Source organism: Serratia plymuthica (assembly GCF_018336935.1).
Lineage (GTDB): Bacteria > Pseudomonadota > Gammaproteobacteria > Enterobacterales > Enterobacteriaceae > Serratia > Serratia plymuthica_B.
Map to the genome: position 1 here is coordinate 4,132,088 of NZ_CP068771.1, position 18,164 is coordinate 4,150,251.

Annotated in this window: 17 protein-coding genes and 1 riboswitch; of the genes, 10 read left to right on the top strand and 7 right to left on the bottom strand. The window is 57.4% G+C overall.

Features of this window, described 5'->3' with window-relative positions:
• Window positions 1–76: 76 nt before the first annotated feature.
• Window positions 77–292 carry a 30S ribosomal protein S21 gene (rpsU, locus tag JK621_RS19315; protein ID WP_001144069.1) on the bottom strand — a complete coding sequence of 72 codons (216 nt, stop codon included), beginning with the start codon at window positions 290–292 and terminating at the stop codon, window positions 77–79.
• A 326-nt stretch (window positions 293–618) separates the two neighbouring features.
• On the opposite strand from rpsU, the gene tsaD reads away from it, so the two are divergent.
• The 3 genes from tsaD (at window position 619) to JK621_RS19330 (ending at window position 2,590) form a co-directional block, all read left to right on the top strand.
• Window positions 619–1,632: a tRNA (adenosine(37)-N6)-threonylcarbamoyltransferase complex transferase subunit TsaD gene (gene tsaD / locus JK621_RS19320; protein WP_212557233.1), complete on the top strand. Its 1,014-nt coding sequence runs from the start codon at window positions 619–621 to the stop codon at window positions 1,630–1,632.
• Between the two features lie 61 nt (window positions 1,633–1,693).
• Entirely contained in the window at window positions 1,694–2,263 is a 570-nt protein-coding gene (locus tag JK621_RS19325) for a hypothetical protein (RefSeq protein WP_212557234.1), read from the top strand.
• 3 nt (window positions 2,264–2,266) lie between these two features.
• Entirely contained in the window at window positions 2,267–2,590 is a 324-nt protein-coding gene (locus tag JK621_RS19330; RefSeq protein WP_212557235.1) for a hypothetical protein, read from the top strand.
• A 34-nt stretch (window positions 2,591–2,624) separates the two neighbouring features.
• Here JK621_RS19330 and plsY read toward each other — a convergent pair whose 3' ends face one another.
• Window positions 2,625–3,263 (bottom strand): glycerol-3-phosphate 1-O-acyltransferase PlsY, encoded by a 639-nt coding sequence (gene plsY, locus JK621_RS19335; protein ID WP_212557236.1) that lies wholly within the window; start codon window positions 3,261–3,263, stop codon window positions 2,625–2,627.
• A 107-nt stretch (window positions 3,264–3,370) separates the two neighbouring features.
• Between plsY and folB the strand changes: the two genes are divergently transcribed.
• On the top strand, window positions 3,371–3,730 hold the full coding sequence (gene folB, locus JK621_RS19340; protein ID WP_212557237.1) for a bifunctional dihydroneopterin aldolase/7,8-dihydroneopterin epimerase: 360 nt from the start codon (window positions 3,371–3,373) through the stop codon (window positions 3,728–3,730).
• 131 nt (window positions 3,731–3,861) lie between these two features.
• Entirely contained in the window at window positions 3,862–4,686 is an 825-nt protein-coding gene (gene bacA / locus JK621_RS19345) for an undecaprenyl-diphosphate phosphatase (RefSeq protein WP_212557238.1), read from the top strand.
• Between the two features lie 40 nt (window positions 4,687–4,726).
• Here bacA and JK621_RS19350 read toward each other — a convergent pair whose 3' ends face one another.
• Together JK621_RS19350 and JK621_RS19355 are read right to left on the bottom strand one after the other, a co-directional pair.
• Window positions 4,727–5,971: a multifunctional CCA addition/repair protein gene (locus JK621_RS19350; protein ID WP_212557239.1), complete on the bottom strand. Its 1,245-nt coding sequence runs from the start codon at window positions 5,969–5,971 to the stop codon at window positions 4,727–4,729.
• A gap of 121 nt (window positions 5,972–6,092) precedes the next feature.
• Entirely contained in the window at window positions 6,093–6,713 is a 621-nt protein-coding gene (locus JK621_RS19355; protein ID WP_126485385.1) for a TIGR04211 family SH3 domain-containing protein, read from the bottom strand.
• A gap of 279 nt (window positions 6,714–6,992) precedes the next feature.
• Between JK621_RS19355 and JK621_RS19360 the strand changes: the two genes are divergently transcribed.
• The 4 genes from JK621_RS19360 to yjeH all read left to right on the top strand — a co-directional run bounded on the left by JK621_RS19360 (window position 6,993) and on the right by yjeH (window position 13,977).
• Window positions 6,993–8,300, top strand: coding sequence for an inorganic triphosphatase (locus tag JK621_RS19360; protein ID WP_212557240.1), 1,308 nt, complete (start codon window positions 6,993–6,995; stop codon window positions 8,298–8,300).
• A 45-nt stretch (window positions 8,301–8,345) separates the two neighbouring features.
• The gene (gene glnE, locus JK621_RS19365) at window positions 8,346–11,183 is read left to right on the top strand and encodes a bifunctional [glutamate--ammonia ligase]-adenylyl-L-tyrosine phosphorylase/[glutamate--ammonia-ligase] adenylyltransferase (RefSeq protein ID WP_212557241.1); all 2,838 of its coding nucleotides are present in this window, start codon (window positions 8,346–8,348) and stop codon (window positions 11,181–11,183) included.
• 93 nt (window positions 11,184–11,276) lie between these two features.
• On the top strand, window positions 11,277–12,707 hold the full coding sequence (hldE, locus tag JK621_RS19370) for a bifunctional D-glycero-beta-D-manno-heptose-7-phosphate kinase/D-glycero-beta-D-manno-heptose 1-phosphate adenylyltransferase HldE (protein WP_212557242.1): 1,431 nt from the start codon (window positions 11,277–11,279) through the stop codon (window positions 12,705–12,707).
• A 25-nt stretch (window positions 12,708–12,732) separates the two neighbouring features.
• Entirely contained in the window at window positions 12,733–13,977 is a 1,245-nt protein-coding gene (gene yjeH / locus JK621_RS19375; protein WP_212557243.1) for an L-methionine/branched-chain amino acid transporter, read from the top strand.
• Between the two features lie 36 nt (window positions 13,978–14,013).
• Here yjeH and ubiK read toward each other — a convergent pair whose 3' ends face one another.
• Entirely contained in the window at window positions 14,014–14,292 is a 279-nt protein-coding gene (gene ubiK / locus JK621_RS19380; protein ID WP_004948322.1) for a ubiquinone biosynthesis accessory factor UbiK, read from the bottom strand.
• Window positions 14,293–14,437: 145 nt separating this feature from the next.
• Window positions 14,438–14,599: riboswitch (FMN riboswitch) on the top strand.
• 112 nt (window positions 14,600–14,711) lie between these two features.
• On the opposite strand from ubiK, the gene ribB reads away from it, so the two are divergent.
• Window positions 14,712–15,365 (top strand): 3,4-dihydroxy-2-butanone-4-phosphate synthase, encoded by a 654-nt coding sequence (gene ribB, locus JK621_RS19385; protein WP_013814628.1) that lies wholly within the window; start codon window positions 14,712–14,714, stop codon window positions 15,363–15,365.
• 64 nt (window positions 15,366–15,429) lie between these two features.
• On the opposite strand, the gene JK621_RS19390 is transcribed toward ribB, so the two are convergent.
• Window positions 15,430–16,962 (bottom strand): alkaline phosphatase, encoded by a 1,533-nt coding sequence (locus tag JK621_RS19390; RefSeq protein ID WP_126485381.1) that lies wholly within the window; start codon window positions 16,960–16,962, stop codon window positions 15,430–15,432.
• Window positions 16,963–17,217: 255 nt separating this feature from the next.
• Window positions 17,218–17,985, bottom strand: a complete 768-nt coding sequence (gene zupT / locus JK621_RS19395; protein ID WP_126485371.1) for a zinc transporter ZupT — start codon at window positions 17,983–17,985, stop codon at window positions 17,218–17,220.
• Window positions 17,986–18,164 lie beyond the last annotated feature (179 nt).

The window sequence follows — 18,164 nt, forward strand, 5'->3', positions numbered from 1 at the left end:
GGCCTTCGTATGCAACTACACGGTCTGCGCGATTTTTAAAATCAGAAATTCACGCGGCGGGGTTACCCCCGAAGAATTAATACAGACGAGTGCGGCGTGCGTTTTCGCGAGCCAGTTTCTTCGCGTGACGTTTCACAGCAGAAGCTTTAGCGCGTTTACGTTCGGTAGTCGGTTTTTCATAGAACTCACGACGACGAACTTCAGCTAAAACGCCTGCTTTCTCGCAAGAGCGTTTGAAACGACGCAGAGCAACGTCAAATGGCTCGTTTTCACGTACTTTAATTACCGGCATGTGCCTCTCACCTCAATAAAATTCGGTTTGCTGCTGGCCAAGCGCCAGCCTTTTCAAAATGGTGCGGAATTTTACTTCAACGGATGCTGCTTTGTAAAGCACCACAGCAAATTGAAACCTGCGCCGCCCTGGTAAAACGTGCGCAATTTTGCATCGGGCGCTGATTATAGTCTAATCAAAAAAAAATGCTCGTTTTTAATCAAACCGGCATTTATGGCTGGAATCATCGACATAGCTTCCGACCGGCGACAAGATAGACCCCGCTGGCGGTAAATGGGCATGATTGTGGTAAACTGCAGGCCGCACGTGAATGATGGGAAAGGGTAATGCGAGTACTGGGTATAGAAACCTCCTGCGATGAAACCGGAATTGCAGTGTATGACGATCAGGCCGGTTTATTAGCGAATCAGTTGTACAGCCAGGTGAAGCTGCATGCCGATTACGGCGGCGTAGTGCCGGAGCTGGCCTCCCGCGATCACGTGCGTAAAACCGTGCCGTTGATTCAGGCGGCCTTGAAAGAAGCGAACCTGACCGCCGCCGACATCGACGGCGTCGCCTACACTGCCGGGCCTGGCCTGGTGGGGGCGTTGCTGGTCGGCGCCACCGTCGGTCGTGCGCTGGCGTTTGCCTGGAACGTGCCTGCGGTGCCGGTGCACCACATGGAAGGCCACCTGTTGGCGCCGATGCTGGAAGACAATCCGCCGGCATTCCCCTTTGTCGCGTTGCTGGTTTCCGGCGGCCACACGCAGTTGATCAGCGTGACCGGCATTGGGCAGTATGAACTGTTGGGCGAGTCGATAGACGATGCGGCCGGTGAAGCCTTCGATAAAACCGCCAAGCTGCTTGGGCTGGATTACCCCGGCGGGCCAATGCTGTCGAAGATGGCGCAACAGGGTATTGCGGGCCGTTTCACCTTCCCGCGTCCGATGACCGATCGCCCGGGGCTGGATTTCAGCTTCTCCGGGCTGAAGACCTTTGCCGCCAACACCATCCGTTCTAACGGCAATGATGACCAGACGCGTTCGGACATCGCCCGCGCGTTCGAAGATGCGGTGGTGGATACGCTGGCGATCAAATGCAAACGTGCGCTGGAGCAGACGGGCTTCAAACGCCTGGTGATGGCCGGCGGCGTCAGCGCCAACCGCACTCTGCGCAGCAAAATGGCGGAAATGATGCATAAACGCGGTGGCGAGGTGTTCTACGCCCGTCCGGAATTCTGTACCGATAACGGCGCGATGATCGCCTATGCGGGCTTGGTGCGATTGAAAAGCGGCGCCAACCCGGAACTGAGCGTTTCGGTGCGCCCGCGCTGGCCGTTGGCTGAACTGCCTGCGGTATGAAAAAACGGCAGTAAACCAGCATTGTTCTGAATCACATTTTGCATTAATGGATGGAACCAAAATGCCAAATATTTCAATACGTCAGCATGGAGCTGACGCCATTGACACAACCAATCGATATTTTCTCGATACGGGCTTGCCTCTTATTGCAAATACGCTGAGTCAACAAGATTTGGCATGGTGTATGGCGATGGTGCGTAATTTACCAGAGGAAAAGAGGTTGCCCTGGGAAACGGTGAACGCTTCTTTAGATGATGACGAAGCGTTCAATTTTGCTTTCAAGCTCTTGGATGCAATGGATCGACCAGCAGGGGCCTGTGCGTGTGATTATATTCAGGCAGAGCAGGTTCTGAACGTTAACATGTTGCAGAATTTCTCACCGGAAGGCTCAGTGCTTGATGGAAGGATGTTGACCTATGCACTTGTCACTATCGTCTTTTTTTTGGCTGATACTGAAGGGACTGGGGTGCGATTGATGTTTCCGGTTAACGATGGAGTCGCCGATTACTATATCAATCGCCACCAATTTGTCGATATCACCGGTGGGGCAAAGTTAATACTGTATCGCTCAGCCGATGAGCTTTCGGCATGGTTCTCGACGCTTCAGCTACCTTTGGTTGATGGTGAGTGAAATATGAGCAATAATAAAAGCAGTAACAACCTATGCAAAAAGGAGTTAGGTATGGTCGGTCAAACAACTAAAGTCAAAACACCTAAATCCTCTTACAAAGTGGTTTCTACTATTGTAACCGCAGAAGGTTCTACGTTAGTTATTGAGGATGGTGAAGGGTTGAAAACCATAGCCATTACTCCTCGCGGTAAAAAAATCAGCGCATCGAAAAGTGAGTTGTACACGGCGATGGTTCGAGCTGCGCCTGCCTTGAAGGTGGCTGAATGTTTACCGGAACCTGAGGGCGTCTGTAATACGTCAAAGTATCCTGTAAAAGTTAAAGCGTGATTGTAAAAGGCCGGAAATTTCCGGCCTTATAACTTCAGGATTCTTTCTTTTCTTCCGGCTCCGCCGCATCCGCTTTTTTCTTGCGGAACTTGTCCCAGATTTTCCCTTCCTGCCCACGCCACAGGCGTTGGATATTGTCATGGTGCCGCATCAAAATCAGGCAAGAAAGCATCGCCACCGGGAAGGTGAACTGCGGCTTGAACCACCAAACGTAAAAAGGGGCAATCAAGGCGCTGATAATCGCGCCCAGCGAGGAGTAACCGCTAAGCAGCACGGTCAGCAGCCAGGTGCCGGTCATCAGGCCGGTAAGATCCCAGCCTATCGGCGCTATGGCCCCAAAGGCAGTCGCCACGCCTTTGCCGCCGCGGAAATGGAAGAACACCGGGTAGATGTGCCCGACGCAGGCGGCGATCGCCGTCAGCCCCAGATACAGCGGCGGTATCTCCAGCTTGTACGCCAGCCAAACCGGCAACATTCCTTTGAGAATATCGAACACCAGCACCGCCGCCGCCGCCAGGCGACCGCCGATGCGCAGGACGTTGGTGGCTCCTGGATTCCCTGAGCCATGTTCACGCGGATCGGGCAGCCTGGCGATCCGACAAACCAGGATCGCACTGGAAACTGAGCCACACAGATACGCGAAGATAATCATGCCAAGCGCGGTAGCACTCATAACGCGGTTCCGTTTAATAATGGTCGTTTTACTAGCAACATCTATGGATAATACGCATATTCCGCTGGAAGTGGTATCCGGCAAGGCTAAAAACAGAGAATGACGTGATGGATATCGTATTTATTGAAGAGCTTACCGTTATTACTACCATTGGCGTTTATGATTGGGAACAAACCATTCGCCAGAAGCTGGTGTTCGATATCGAAATGGGCTGGGACAACCGTCAGGCCGCAGCCAGCGACGACGTAAACGACTGTCTGAGCTATGCCGATATCAGCGAAGCCATCATCCAGCACGTAGAGCCGAATCGTTTTGCGTTGGTGGAGCGGGTGGCAGAGGAAATATCTGAAATTTTACTCCAGCGCTTCAATTCCCCGTGGGTCCGTATTAAGGTCAGCAAACCGGGCGCAGTTGCACACGCCAGCCGGGTAGGGGTCATTATTGAGCGTGGCACTCGGCCGGTGTGATTTCCTGTCATACGCGTGCAACTAAAGACCGTTAACCTGGTCTGAACCTGAGAATTGTTTTAGCGGCAATGTATTGAACACTGTCGCTTTTTTATGTTGGTAGGCGCAAATTTATAGGGTGAGCGAAACACATGGCGGACTTGCATTCACTGTTTATCGCATTTGTTCTTGGGGTGGTCGAAGGGTTAACTGAATTCTTGCCGGTATCCTCTACCGGGCACATGATTATTGTGGGCGAATGGCTGGGCTTTACCGGCGACAAGGCCAAAACTTTTGAAGTCATTATTCAACTGGGGTCGATTCTGGCGGTGGTGGTGATGTTCTGGCGCCGTCTGTTCGGCCTGATCGGCATTCACTTTGGCGGCAAGCCGGTGGAGCACGAAGGCAAGACCGCAGGGCGGTTAAAACTGGGCCATATCCTGCTGGCGATGATCCCGGCGGTGGTGCTGGGGCTGTTACTCCACGATTTCATCAAGTCGCTGTTCGCGCCAAAGAACGTGATGTATGCGCTGGTGGTCGGTGGTTTCCTGCTGCTGGCGGCGGAATGGCTGAAGCCGAAGAAACCGAGTGCGGAAGGGCTGGATGACATTACCTACCGTCAGGCGTTTATGATTGGCTGTTTCCAGTGTCTGGCGTTGTGGCCGGGCTTCTCCCGTTCAGGCTCCACCATTGCCGGCGGTATGTTGGTGGGCGTGAACCGTTATGCGGCTTCCGAGTTCTCCTTTATTTTGGCGGTGCCGATGATGATTGGTGCCAGCGGCCTGGATCTGTATAAGAGCCTGCACTTCCTGACGATGGGCGATCTGCCGATGTTCGCCGTCGGTTTTGTGACCGCTTTCGTGGTGGCGCTGATCGCGATCAAAACCTTCCTGTCGCTGATTAAGCGCATCTCGTTTGTGCCGTTCGCCATCTACCGCTTTATCGTTGCCGCCGTGGTTTACATGGTCTTCATGTAAGCGACAGCGTCAATAAAAAACCCTGCTTTGCGGGGTTTTTTTATGCCTGATCGAGAGGGATATCCTGGGTGAGTTTCCAGTCGGCCAGTACCTGCTGGCGGCGGCGTTTCAGCTCATCGCGGATCGCCAGCCCCTGCAGACCGCTGGCCACGACCTCTTTTACCGAGACAGCATTTGCCACCTGGAAAGCCTGGCGCAAATAGTCGCCCTGCGGATAGGGATTGTTTTCAAACCCGGTACGGCCGCGTGCGTCCGCCTCGCTGGTCAGGATCATCTGTTCCAGCCTCTGCGGTTTACGCCAGACGTCTATCGCATCGAAAAGCTTCAGCAGGGTTTCCGGGCGCAGCTTGTTTACGGTATGGATCAGATCATGGTATTCGGCCACCAGTTTGGCCAAATCGCGCACCGGGTTGGGCACCCGTAAACGTTGGCAGAGTTCTTCGACCAGCTTGACGCCGGTCAGGCCGTGACCGTGATGATGTGGCCAGAGTTCTTGCGGCGTCAGCCCCTTGCCGAGATCGTGGCACAGGGCCGCGAAGCGTATGTCGACGTCAGGGCTGAGCCGGGCGGCAATAGCCAGCGTCATCAGGGTATGAATGCCGGTGTCGATCTCCGGGTGCCATTTGGCCGGGGCCGGCACGCCGAACAGGGCGTCGATCTCGGGGAACAGCACCGCCAGCGCATCACAGTCGCGCAGAACCTGGAAATACACTTGCGGGCTCTGGCTTTGCAGCGCTTTTTCGGTTTCTTTCCATACCCGCTCGGCGGTCAGCGCCGCCAATTCACCGCTGCGGGCCATTTGGCGCATCAGCTCAGCGGTTTCCGGGGCAATGGTAAAGCCCAGATGGGCAAAGCGGGCGGCAAAACGGGCTACGCGCAACACGCGCAGCGGATCTTCACCGAAGGCATCGGAAACGTGGCGCAGCAAGCGCGCTTGCAAATCGGCCACGCCGTGGAAAGGGTCTATCAGCTCACCGTCGGTGCCGCGGGCTATGGCGTTGATGGTCAAATCGCGGCGCTGCAAATCTTCTTCCAGCGTCACGTCCGGTGCGGCGTAGCAGGTAAAGCCGGTATAGCCCTGGCCGGATTTACGTTCGGTGCGCGCCAGCGCATATTCTTCATGGGTCTCAGGGTTGAGAAACACCGGGAAGTCTTTACCGACCTGTTGATACCCCAGCGCCAGCAGTTCTGCAGGCGCTGCGCCCACCACCACCCAGTCGCGGTCGAAAACCGGTATCTCAAGCAAACTGTCGCGGACGGCGCCGCCGACCAGGTAGATCTTCACTATTATGCTCCTGCATGATTCTGGGACTCTGTTGACCAGATTACCTCAATTAGCCGGGCCGTGCCGAAGCCAATAAAAAAGGCGCCCGCAGGCGCCAATCTCAAACTGAACGATACTGAAATCAGTTCATCCAGCGATTGTTGTTCTTGCGACGCGGGATCAGGTGCGGCAACAGCAGGCCGAGCAGCAGACCAACGCCGGCAACGCCGCCGCCGTACATGAACCACTGCAGGATAATGGTGCGCTGTTTGTCGTCGAGCTGCAGGTTAACCGCGTTAACCTTCTTCTGGGCTACGACCAGTTGGTTTTTCAGATCTTGATTTTCCTGCTGCAGGCCGCTGATGGTGCCGTCGCTTGCAGCCACTTTTTGCTGCATTTCCGCCGTGCGCTGGTTCCAGCTGTTGTCGATATTGGCCAGCTTGTCGGTCAGGGTTTTCACCTGCTGCTCCAGCGCAGGTACGCGAGTGCGCAGGCTTGGCGTTTCGCTGAGCTGATCGAGAGGGATCCAGATATTGCGGCCTTTCGGATCGCGGATTTGGCCATAATTGGTGCTGTCATTTACGCTCAACAGGGTGACTTCTTCACCGGCGTTCAGCGTACCGACAATACGGTACTGATTACCCGGGCCGCTGTGGACGTAAGTACTCAATTCATCGGAGATATAGCGCTTATCTTCGGCATGTGCGCCCCAAGTGATGCTGAAGCTCAGCACGGCAAGGCAAATTAGGCGTAATTTCTGCATTAGTTCATCGTTTCTGTGTGAATTTATGGAACGATAGTAGAGCGTTCAGTCTGACGACGCAACGCAAAAACCGGAATGAGAACTATCTTACTGTGGCAGATTCTGTGAGTTGCGCAGCGTTTTATAACGTAACAGGTTTTTTCTGCAGTTAGCAGGGTTAAGGCGTCGGGAATCGCGGTAAGATAACGGTAACTGTGCGTCATCGGGCAGAGCGTGGCTGGCAGCGCTCGCCGCCGTGAAGGCTGACGCGAATGCGTAACTTATTGGTGTAAAAGACTTATGACCGTTGAAATAGAATTGAAATTTATTGCTACCCCGGATGCGGTCGCCGCTTTGCCGCAGCAACTGGCCGCCTGGCCGCATCAGCATTCGGCGCCGCAAAAGCTGACCAATATTTACTTCGAAACCGCCGACAATTTTTTGCGCAACCATGATATGGGACTGCGCATTCGCGGTTTTGACGACAGTTACGAAATGACCATCAAAACCGCGGGCAAGGTGGTGGCAGGTTTGCACCAACGTCCGGAATACAACGTGGCGATCGCCAAGCCGGAGCTGGCGCTGGATTTGTTCCCGGCGGATATCTGGCCGCAGGGCTGCGACATCCAGGCGCTGCAGCAGCAATTGCAGCCGCTGTTCCGCACCGATTTCGTGCGCGAGAAGTGGGTGGTCACTTACGGTAAGAGCGAGATTGAGGTTGGTCTGGACCTGGGTGAGGTGAGCGCAGGTGAACTGAATGAAGCGCTGTGCGAGATCGAGCTGGAGCTTAAAGCAGGCAACACCGCCGATTTGCTGGCGTTGGCCAACGCGCTGGCAGAACACGGCGGCCTGCGTCAGGGTAGCCTGAGCAAGGCGGCGCGCGGTTATCATTTGGCGCAGGGCAACCTCCCACGCGAGCGCCATCCGCTGACGGTATTGAAACCCGCAGCCAAATCCAGCGTTGAGCAGGGGATGGTTGCCGGCTTTGAACTGGGGCTGAGCCATTGGCAGTATCACGAAGAATTGTGGCTGCGCGGCGATGGCCAGGCCCGCCGTTCGGTAATGGAGGCGATTGCCCTGATCCGCCAGGCGCTGGTTGTCTTCGGCGGCCTGGTGCCGCGCAAGGCCAGCGCCGATCTGCGCGCCCGGCTGACTGCGCTGGAACCGCTGCTGGTCGATAAAACCACCAAACCGCAGGTGCTGTGCTACAGCGCAGAATATCTGCAATGTAAGTTGGCGCTCACATCATGGTTGGTGACCGGTGCCTGGCGACCGTTTATCGACGCCAAAGCCCAGACCAAGCTCGACGGCTCTTTCAAACGTTTCAGCGACATTATGCTTGGGCGCAGCGCCGCCGAGCTGAAAGAAGCCTTCACCCGCACGCTCAATGACGACGAGTATGAAGAACAGCTGCCGCGTCTGACGCGCCAGGTCTCGGCATTTATTCTGCTGTCGGGCGCGTATCCGGACGACGAAACCGGCCCCTATATCGAAAGCTGGCGCGAGCTGCAGCTGGCGGTGGCTGAACGGCGTCAGGGTTGGTACGAGGCCACCCGCAAGCAGGCCTTATCGCATGCGCCATTCTGGTTAAACGGCGCGCTCCGCTAATCAAGCCGGCCTGCGAGGCGCAGGCCGCAGGACGGATCATTCATTATGTTGCCACTCTCGTGCGCGTTACAGGCTCAGGCACAGAACATCGTGCAGCGTTTTCAGGAAACTCAGGGCGCGGATTGCGCGCTCAGCAGTCAGGAACAGGGGGTTTTAGCGTCAAGCGACTTTGTCAGCGACATGTTGCTCAACCAGCCTGCATGGCTGGAGACGCTGCGCAAGCAACCGCCGGTGGCGGACGAGTGGCAACACTATGCCGCCTGGTTGCAGGACTCTCTGGAGGAAGTGCGTGACGAAGCGCAACTGATGCGCGCGTTGCGCCTGTTCCGCCGCGAGACGTTGGTGAGGATCGCCTGGGCGCAGGCGCTGAACCTGTGCAGTACGGAGGAAACGCTGCTGCAACTGAGCGGGCTGGCAGAAACGCTGATCGTCAGCGCCCGCGACTGGCTGTACCAAACCTGTTGCCGCGAGTGGGGCACGCCTTGCAACGCGCAGGGCGTTCCGCAGCCGCTGCTGATCCTCGGCATGGGGAAATTGGGCGGTGGTGAGCTGAACTTCTCGTCCGATATCGATCTGATCTTCGCCTACCCGGAAAACGGCCAGACCCAGGGCGGGCGGCGTGAGCTGGATAACGCCCAGTTCTTCACCCGTCTGGGGCAGCGGCTGATCAAAGCGCTGGACCAGCAAACCATTGATGGCTTTGTTTATCGCGTGGACATGCGGCTGCGCCCTTTCGGCGACAGCGGCCCGCTGGTGATGAGTTTTGCCGCGCTGGAAGATTATTATCAGGAGCAGGGTCGTGACTGGGAGCGTTACGCCATGGTAAAAGCGCGGCTGATGGGCGGATCTGAAGACGCTTACAGCCAGGAGTTGCGCAAAACCCTGCGGCCGTTCGTGTTCCGTCGTTACATTGATTTCAGCGTGATCCAGTCGCTGCGCAACATGAAAGGCATGATCGCGCGTGAAGTGCGGCGGCGCGGTTTGAAAGACAACATCAAACTGGGCGCCGGCGGCATTCGCGAAATTGAATTTATCACCCAGGTGTTCCAACTGATCCGCGGCGGGCGCGAGCCGATGCTGCAAGGGCGTTCGCTGCTGCCGACATTGCAAGCGGTGGGGGAATTGGGGCTGCTTGAGCCGCAACAGACCCAGGCGCTGAGCACCAGTTATCTGTTCCTGCGCCGGCTGGAAAACCTGCTGCAGGCGATTGCCGATCAACAGACCCAAACGCTGCCGCAGGATGAACTCGATCAGGCGCGTCTGGCCTGGGGCATGGGGTTCAGCGACTGGCAGGCGTTGCTGGCGGCGCTGGAAACCCATATGCAGGCAGTAAGAGCGGTATTTAACGACCTGATTGGCGACGATAGCCCCGATGTGGGCGAAGATCCCGATTATCAGCACTATCACAGTCTGTGGCAGGATGCGCTTGAAGAGAACGAACTGGCACCGCTGACCCCGCATCTGGATGAAGAAGCGCGCAGGCAGGTGCTGCGCATCATTGCCGAATTCCGCCATGACGTAGACAAACGCACCATTGGCCCGCGCGGCCGCGACGTGCTCGATCAACTGATGCCGCGCTTGTTGGCCGAGGTGTGCCCGCGTCGGGATGCGCCGACCGCGCTGCTGCGTTTGACGCAACTGCTGCTGAGCATTGTGACCCGCACCACCTATCTTGAGCTGCTGGTGGAGTACCACGCGGCGCTTAACCATTTGATTCGCCTGTGCGCCGCTTCGCCGATGGTCGCCAATCAGCTGTCGCGCTACCCGCTGTTGCTGGATGAACTGCTGGAACCGGCGACGTTATATCAGCCGGTGGCGCCGGACGCCTACCGCAGCGAGCTGCGCCAGTACCTGCTGCGGGTGCCGGAAGACGACGAAGAACAAAAGCTGGAAGCGTTGCGCCAGTTCAAACAGGCCCAGCAACTGCGTATCGCCGCCGGGGATATTTCCGGCGCGCTGCCGGTGATGAAAGTCAGCGATCATCTCACCTATCTGGCAGAGGCGATCATCGACGTGGTGGTGCAGCAGGCATGGAGCGACATGGTGGCGCGCTATGGCCAGCCAACCCATTTGCAAGAGCGGGAAGGGCGTGGTTTTGCGGTGATTGGCTACGGCAAATTGGGCGGTTGGGAACTGGGTTACAGTTCCGATCTGGACCTGGTGTTTATCCTCGATTGCCCGCCGGACGTGATGACTGACGGCGAACGCTGCATTGATGGCCGCCAGTTCTATCTGCGCCTGGCGCAGCGGGTGATGCACCTGTTCGGCACTCGCACCTCGTCCGGTATTTTGTATGAGGTGGATGCTCGCCTGCGGCCTTCGGGCGCGGCCGGCATGCTGGTCAGCACCGTCGAGGCGTTTGCCGATTATCAACAAAACGAGGCCTGGACCTGGGAACATCAGGCGCTGGTGCGGGCGCGCATCGTGCACGGCGATCCGGTTTTGCATCGACAGTTTGACGTCATCCGCCGCGAAATCCTGTGCAAACCGCGCGACCCAGAAACCTTGCGGAAGGAGGTGCGCGAGATGCGCGAGAAAATGCGCAATCACCTCGGCAGCAAGCAACGCGAACTGTTTGATATCAAAGCCGACGAGGGCGGCATCACCGATATCGAATTTATTGCCCAGTATCTGGTCTTAGGCTATGCGGGCGCCGAGCCGCGTTTGACGCGCTGGTCGGATAACGTGCGCATTTTCGAGCTGATGGCCAATTACGACATCATGCCGGAAGAGGAAGCGCGCGCGCTGACCCAGGCTTACGTCACCATGCGCGATGAGATCCATCATCTGGCGTTGCAAGAGCATTCCGGCAAGGTCAGCAGTGAGCTGTTCGCCGCCGAACGTGAGCAGGTACGCGCCAGTTGGGCGAAGTGGCTGGGCTGACAAGGCCGCTTGCGCAATACGTTTTGCAGGTATTACGGACGTCTGTGGTAATATCTGCGCCACTAAAATTTTGGACTTTTTTGGAGTTATCGGATGAAAGTTACGCTGCCTGATTTTCGCCGCGCCGGGGTATTGGTGGTGGGTGACGTCATGTTGGATCGCTATTGGTATGGCCCGACCAGCCGCATTTCACCGGAAGCGCCGGTGCCGGTGGTCAAGGTTGATACCATCGAAGAGCGTCCGGGCGGTGCGGCTAACGTGGCGATGAACATTGCTTCGCTGGGTGCCAACTCACGCCTGGTGGGCCTGACCGGCATTGATGACGCGGCGCGGGCGCTGAGCGCCAAGCTGAACGAAGTGAACGTGCGCTGTGATTTTGTCTCGGTGCCGACGCACCCGACCATCACCAAGCTGCGCGTGCTGTCGCGTAATCAGCAACTGATCCGTCTCGATTTCGAAGAAGGTTTTTCCAATGTCGATCCGCAGCCGATGCTGGAACGCATCCAGCAGGCGCTGCCGCACATTGGCGCGCTGGTGCTGTCTGACTACGCCAAAGGCGCATTGAGCCAGGTGCAGAGCATGATCCAACTGGCACGCGCCGCCAAGGTGCCGGTGCTGATCGATCCAAAAGGCTCCGATTTTGAGCGCTATCGCGGCGCGACGTTGCTGACGCCAAACCTGTCCGAATTTGAAGCTGTGGTAGGCCACTGCAAAGACGAAGCCGAACTGGTTGAACGCGGCATGAAACTGGTGGCGGATTTTGAGCTTTCCGCACTGCTGGTTACCCGTTCCGAGCATGGCATGACGCTGCTGCAACCGGGCATAGCGCCGCTGCATCTGCCGACGTTGGCGCAGGAAGTGTTTGACGTGACCGGTGCCGGCGATACCGTGATTGGCGTGTTGGCTGCTGCTCTGGCCGCCGGTAATACGCTGGAAGAATCCTGTTTCCTGGCCAATGCCGCCGCCGGCGTGGTGGTGGGCAAGCTGGGGACCTCGACCGTTTCGCCAATCGAACTGGAAAACGCGGTGCGCGGCCGTGCCGAAACCGGCTTTGGCGTGATGACCGAAGCCCAGCTGAAAACCGCCGTGGCGCAGGCTCGCCAGCGTGGTGAGAAGGTGGTGATGACCAACGGCATCTTCGACATTCTGCATGCCGGCCATGTTTCCTATCTGGCTAATGCCCGCAAAATGGGCGATCGCCTGATCGTGGCGGTGAACAGCGATGCGTCCACCAAACGTCTGAAAGGCGAAACCCGCCCGGTCAACCTGCTGGAAAACCGCATGATCGTGCTCGGCGCGCTGGAAGCGGTGGACTGGGTCGTGCCGTTTGAAGAAGACACCCCGCAGCGCCTGATCGCCGACATCCTGCCGGATCTGCTGGTGAAGGGCGGTGACTACAAGCCTGAAGATATCGCCGGCAGCGCCGAGGTGTGGGCCAACGGCGGCGACGTCAAGGTACTGAACTTTGAAGATGGCCTGTCGACCACCAACATCATCAAGGCAATCAAAGACGGGCGTGGTTAACGCCTGCTGAAAATGGCGGTGGTCAGTGAGTGGATTGAAACAGGAACTGGGGTTGGCGCAGGGCGTCGGGTTATTGTCCACTTCGTTGCTGGGCACCGGGGTGTTTGCCGTTCCGGCGCTGGCGGCACAGGTGGCGCAGGGCGATAGCTTGTGGGCCTGGCCGGTGTTGATTGCGCTGGTATTTCCTATCGCCATCGCCTTTGCGGCTCTGGGCCGCCACTTCCCCAGCGCCGGGGGCGCCGCGCACTTTGTCGGTATGGCCTTTGGCCCGCGCATGGCGAAGGTCACCGGCTGGTTGTTTCTGTCGGTGATCCCGGTCGGCCTGCCGGCTGCCTTGCAAATTGCCGCCGGGTTCTGGCAGGCCACGCTCGGTTGGAGCGCCAACGGCCTGCTGCTGGTACAGATCGCCACGCTGGTGGCGATTTGGCTGTTGGGGACGCGCAGCGCGGGTTCCAGCGCCAATATTCAAACGCTGATCGCCATTCTGGTGGTGGGGTTAGTGGCCGCTATCTGGTGGCGAGGCGATATCTCGCCTGCCCAAATCCCCTGGCCTGCGATAGACGACATTTCTCCCCCCAATCTGTTCCATGCGCTGGCGGTGATGTTCTGGTGTTTTGTCGGCCTTGAGGCCTTCGCGCATTTGGCGACCGAATTCCGCAACCCCGAGCGCGATTTCCCGCGTGCGCTGCTGCTTGGCATGTTAGTCGCCGGGGCGGTCTACTGGGGTTGCACCGTGGCGGTGCTGCATTTCCATGCTTACGGCGAGCATCAGGCTGCCGCCGCGTCGCTGCCCGGCATCGTGGTGCAACTGTTTGGGCAGCATGCGCTGTGGGTCGCCTGCATCATTGGCTATCTGGCCTGCTTCGCCAGCGTGAATATCTATACGCAGAGCTTTGCCAGGCTGGTGTGGTCGCAGGCGCAGGATCGGCCGTCCAGCGCATTGGCCAAGCTGTCTGCCGGGCAGGCGCCGGTCAATGCATTGAGCGCGGTGGTGGGCTGCTGCCTGCTGTTCACCTTGCTGATTTATACGCTGAAGCTGCCGCTGGATGCGCTGCTGGTGTATGCCAATGGCATCTTTGTGCTGATTTATCTGCTGTGCATGCTGGCGGGGTGCCGAATTTTGCACGGGCGTTCGCGGCTGATGGCGGTGGCGGGTTTGGCGCTGTGCCTGTTACTGATGGTGATTATCGGCTGGAAAAGCCTGTATGCGTTGGGGATGTTCGCGCTGATTTGGCTGGTGCTGCCGCGCAGAGCGCGGGCGGCTATCTAACCCTAAAAGGGCGCGGTATCGCGCCCTTGTTAAGTCTTATTCTGCGTCTGGCTGTTGCGCTGCCGGTGCGGCGTTCAGCTTGCTTTCCAGCTCGCTCATACGCTGTTCCAGCAACGCCAGTTTTTCACGGGTGCGCAGCAGCACCTGGGTTTGCACGTCGAACTCTTCGCGGTTGACCAAATCCAGGCGAGTGAGCTGTGACTGCAGCACCTGACGGATTTTCTTCTCGACGTCTTCCCCGAATTCACGAACGCCTTTAGGCATGGACTCATGAACCTGGCGTGCGATCTGTTCAATTTTTTTCGGGTCAATCATGGCGTATCCCTTTCAGAGTTTAATAGCTGTTGCCTAGTGTAATGCGAGTTGCCCGCCGGATAAACCAATAACCGCATTCTCCGCAGGGGGCAGAATTGTGCTTTTGCCAATTGCCCTGATTAATCATTAGCGTTATAGTCAGAATGCTTATTCTCAGGGCGGGGTGCAAGTCCCCACCGGCGGTAAATCACCTTCTACGGTGAAAGCCCGCGAGCGCTCAGCCAGTCTCTTGCAGTTTGGTTAGAGGTCAGCAGATCCGGTGTAATTCCGGGGCCGACGGTTATAGTCCGGATGGGAGAGAGTAACGGTATCTGCCGGGTTTGCGCCCGCTTGCGTTATTTTTTTAGCTATTGTTGTAGCTACTCCTCAAGATCGCCCTGGTTCTGGTAATCCATAATTTTCTAATGAGGTTTTTTACCATGAATCAGACGCTACTTTCAGATTTCGGCACGCCGGTAGAACGCGTTGAACGCGCTCTTGAAGCATTGCGCAACGGGCGCGGTGTGATGGTGCTTGATGATGAAAATCGTGAAAACGAAGGTGATATGATCTTCGCCGCAGAAACCATGACCGTTGAGCAAATGGCGCTGACCATTCGTCACGGCAGCGGTATCGTGTGCCTGTGCATCACCGAAGACCGCCGTCAGCAGCTTGAGCTGCCGATGATGGTGACCAACAACTCCAGCCAGTTCCAGACTGCCTTCACCGTGACTATCGAAGCGGCGCAGGGCGTGACGACCGGCGTTTCCGCCTCCGACCGCCTGACCACCATCCGTGCGGCGGTGGCCGATAACGCCAAGCCGAGCGATCTGAACCGCCCTGGCCATGTGTTCCCGCTGCGTGCGCAGCCGGGCGGGGTGCTGAGCCGCCGTGGCCACACCGAAGCGACCATCGATCTGGTGGCCATGGCCGGTTTCAAACCTGCCGGCGTGCTGTGCGAGCTGACCAACGACGACGGCAGCATGGCGCATGCCCCGGAAGTGATCGCGTTCGCCAGGAAGCATGATATGACTGTGCTGACCATCGAGGATCTGGTGGCTTATCGCCAGGCCCACGAGCAGAAAGCCAGCTGATTCAGCCTGGTCTTCGACGAAAAAAGCCGCGTAATGCGGCTTTTTTTATCGGCGTAACAATGGGCTACAGATTTGACAGACGTTCGCCGATACGGCTGGCGTAGTTCATCACATGAAACGTGTAGTTCTCCTCGACCGTGCCCTGGAACAGATGCGACCAAGGGCCGATGGCGTAGATGCCAAGATCCTCACCTCCGTGCGTTTCGCTCTTCATCGGCACCAGCGCCGGCTGGATAAAGTCGGGTGCGCTGGCCTGCTCCATGGTGAGTGTCGGGCGCTCCGGTAGCGGAATGACACCGCCGGGGCCGTTGGCGAAGCTGACCGTGGTATAGGGCTTGCCGTCGCTACCCAGCAGCGGTTTGCCGTTGACGCCAACTGAGATGCCGAGGATCGGGTTACCCCGTTTGGCATAGCCGGCAAGGGTGAGCGTATGGCTATGATCGCCGGTCACCACCACCAGCGTCTCGTCCAGGTCAACTTTGCCGATGACGGTTTTTACCGCCTCATTGAGGGCCACCGTATCGGTCAGGGTGCGATAGGCATTGCCGTTATGGCTGCCGTGGTCAATACGTCCGCCCTCAACCAGCAACAGATAGCCTTCGGGGTTCCTGGCCAGAATGTCGATGGCCTTGCCGGTCATTTCGGCCAGAGAAGGTTCACCTGCGGCATCTTCCCGCCGATCGTGCTCGAAGTTCATATGCGACGGTTCAAACAGGGCCAACAGATGATCAACCTTAGTGGGATCGATCCGATCGAACTGCGATTGATTCCACACGTAGCTGCCGCGTTCACCATAGCGTTTTAGCCAGGCTTGCGTCAGGTCGCGGCCATCCTTCCTGTTGCCTTTTTTAGCGGAGTATTCAGGGTCGGTTGCGCTCTCCGGCAGAAAGTTGGCGCGCCCGCCGCCCATGGCTACGTTGAGGCCGTTGCCGAATTTCATCTCAACCAACTGGCGAGCGATATCGCTGCAGCCGGCGGCCAGGGCTTCGGCCGGCATTTTTGCATCGGATTCCCAGTCTCGGTTGGCGATATGGGCATAGGTGGCGCCGGGAGTGGCATGGGTGATGGTCGCGGTGGTGACGGCGCCGGTGGACATGCCGAGGGAGGCGGCCATCTCCCACAGGGTGGTGACCGTTTTGGTTTTCTGATCCTCGCAGTTGTTAAGGCTTGCCGTATGGTCCAGCCCCATCAGGTCATTGAGGGTTTTGACGCCGGTGGTCATGGCGACTGCGCTGGGGGCGGAGTCGGTTATCTGGGCATTGGCAGAGTAAGTTTTGGCTGCGGCCAGGTAGGGGAAGGCTTCCCAGGCCAACACGTTAGATTCGCCGTCGACGCCGCGTTGTTGCCCTTCGAAAATGCGTGCTGCGGTAACGGTTGAAAACCCCATCCCGTCGCCAACGATCAGGATGACGTTTTTCGCCCGATGGGTGTTCTTAGGCTGTGCCAGCCTTTGTTGCAACTGCTCCTGCGCCTGTTTGAAGTAAGGATCTTCGTGCTGTACCAGCTGCGCTTTTTCCTCTGCGCAGACGGGTGCTACCCACCCGGTGCATAAGGTAACGGAAAGAGCCAGGTGGGTTGCCAGTGTGGATTTGAACATGAATTCCTCCTTGTGGTGCCTGCGTTCCGTGTTGCCTGGCGCGGAGGGTACGACGTTTTCACCGTAGCGCCGGAACCTGCCGGCGGGGAGCCGGCAGAGAAATTCATTGTATATTTTGAATTAACAAATCATACGCAAATTGTTCACAATTTAGACCTGTGTGGCAGTAATACTTTGATATTCATATAGGTTATGAATTGATTTGAAGGCATTCGATTTAGCGGGGTTGGCTGGCCCCGCCAGTCAGAATCGGCATTAACCGATGCCGCCGCTTTGCAACAGCGTCAGGCTGAACCCCATAACCGTCATCCCGCACAGCACGCCGTAGCTGGGGTTATTGTGCGGGTCGATCTCTTTGGCCAGCGGCATCAATTCATCTACCGACAGCGCCACCATTATACCGGCCACCGCGGCCATAATCGACGCCATCACTACCGGCGAGATCATCGGGCCGAGCAGCAGGAACGCCAGCACGCCGCCGAGAATTTCCGCCATGCCGGAAATGCCCGACCACAGCAGCGCTTTGGTTTTTGAGCCGGTGGCGGCATACACCGGTCCGGCAACCGCCAATCCTTCAGGAATATTGTGGATGGCGACCGCCAGCGCGACGCCCATCCCCAATTCCAGATCGGCGCTGGCGGTGACGAAGGTAGCGATGCCTTCCGGGAAATTGTGCAGGCTGATGCCGAGCGTCAACAGCATGGCGGTGCGTTTCAGGTTATAGGGCGTGAGCGGCTTTTGCTGCAAATCCTGTGGGTGCTGATGCGGCAGCAGGCGGTCCAGCGCAAAATACCCCAAAAGACCGAGCATGAACATGCCGTAGCCCAGCATCGGCGACATACCCTGGGTATGCAGCGCCGCAGGCAGCATTTCCATCAATGAAATCAGCAGCATAATCCCGGCGGCAAAGCCGAGGGCAAAAGCCAGCATCCGGTTGGACGGTTTTTGGCCGATGATGCCGAACAGGGCGCCGACAAAGGTGGCTCCGCCGGCCAGCAAGGTCAGGATCAGGGGTACTGACAGAATAGCCTCCTTATATGCTGATGATTATCGTTTATTTTCTGATACTAACAGAGTCACAGCTGAAATCGAGCGGGTTTGACGGATGATTTCGATTGTTTAAACCGTTCAAATTTATTGAAGATCATCATCATGGTTATCCGGCTGTGTTGCTGTGGCAAACGGCGTAATCTGGTTAACAG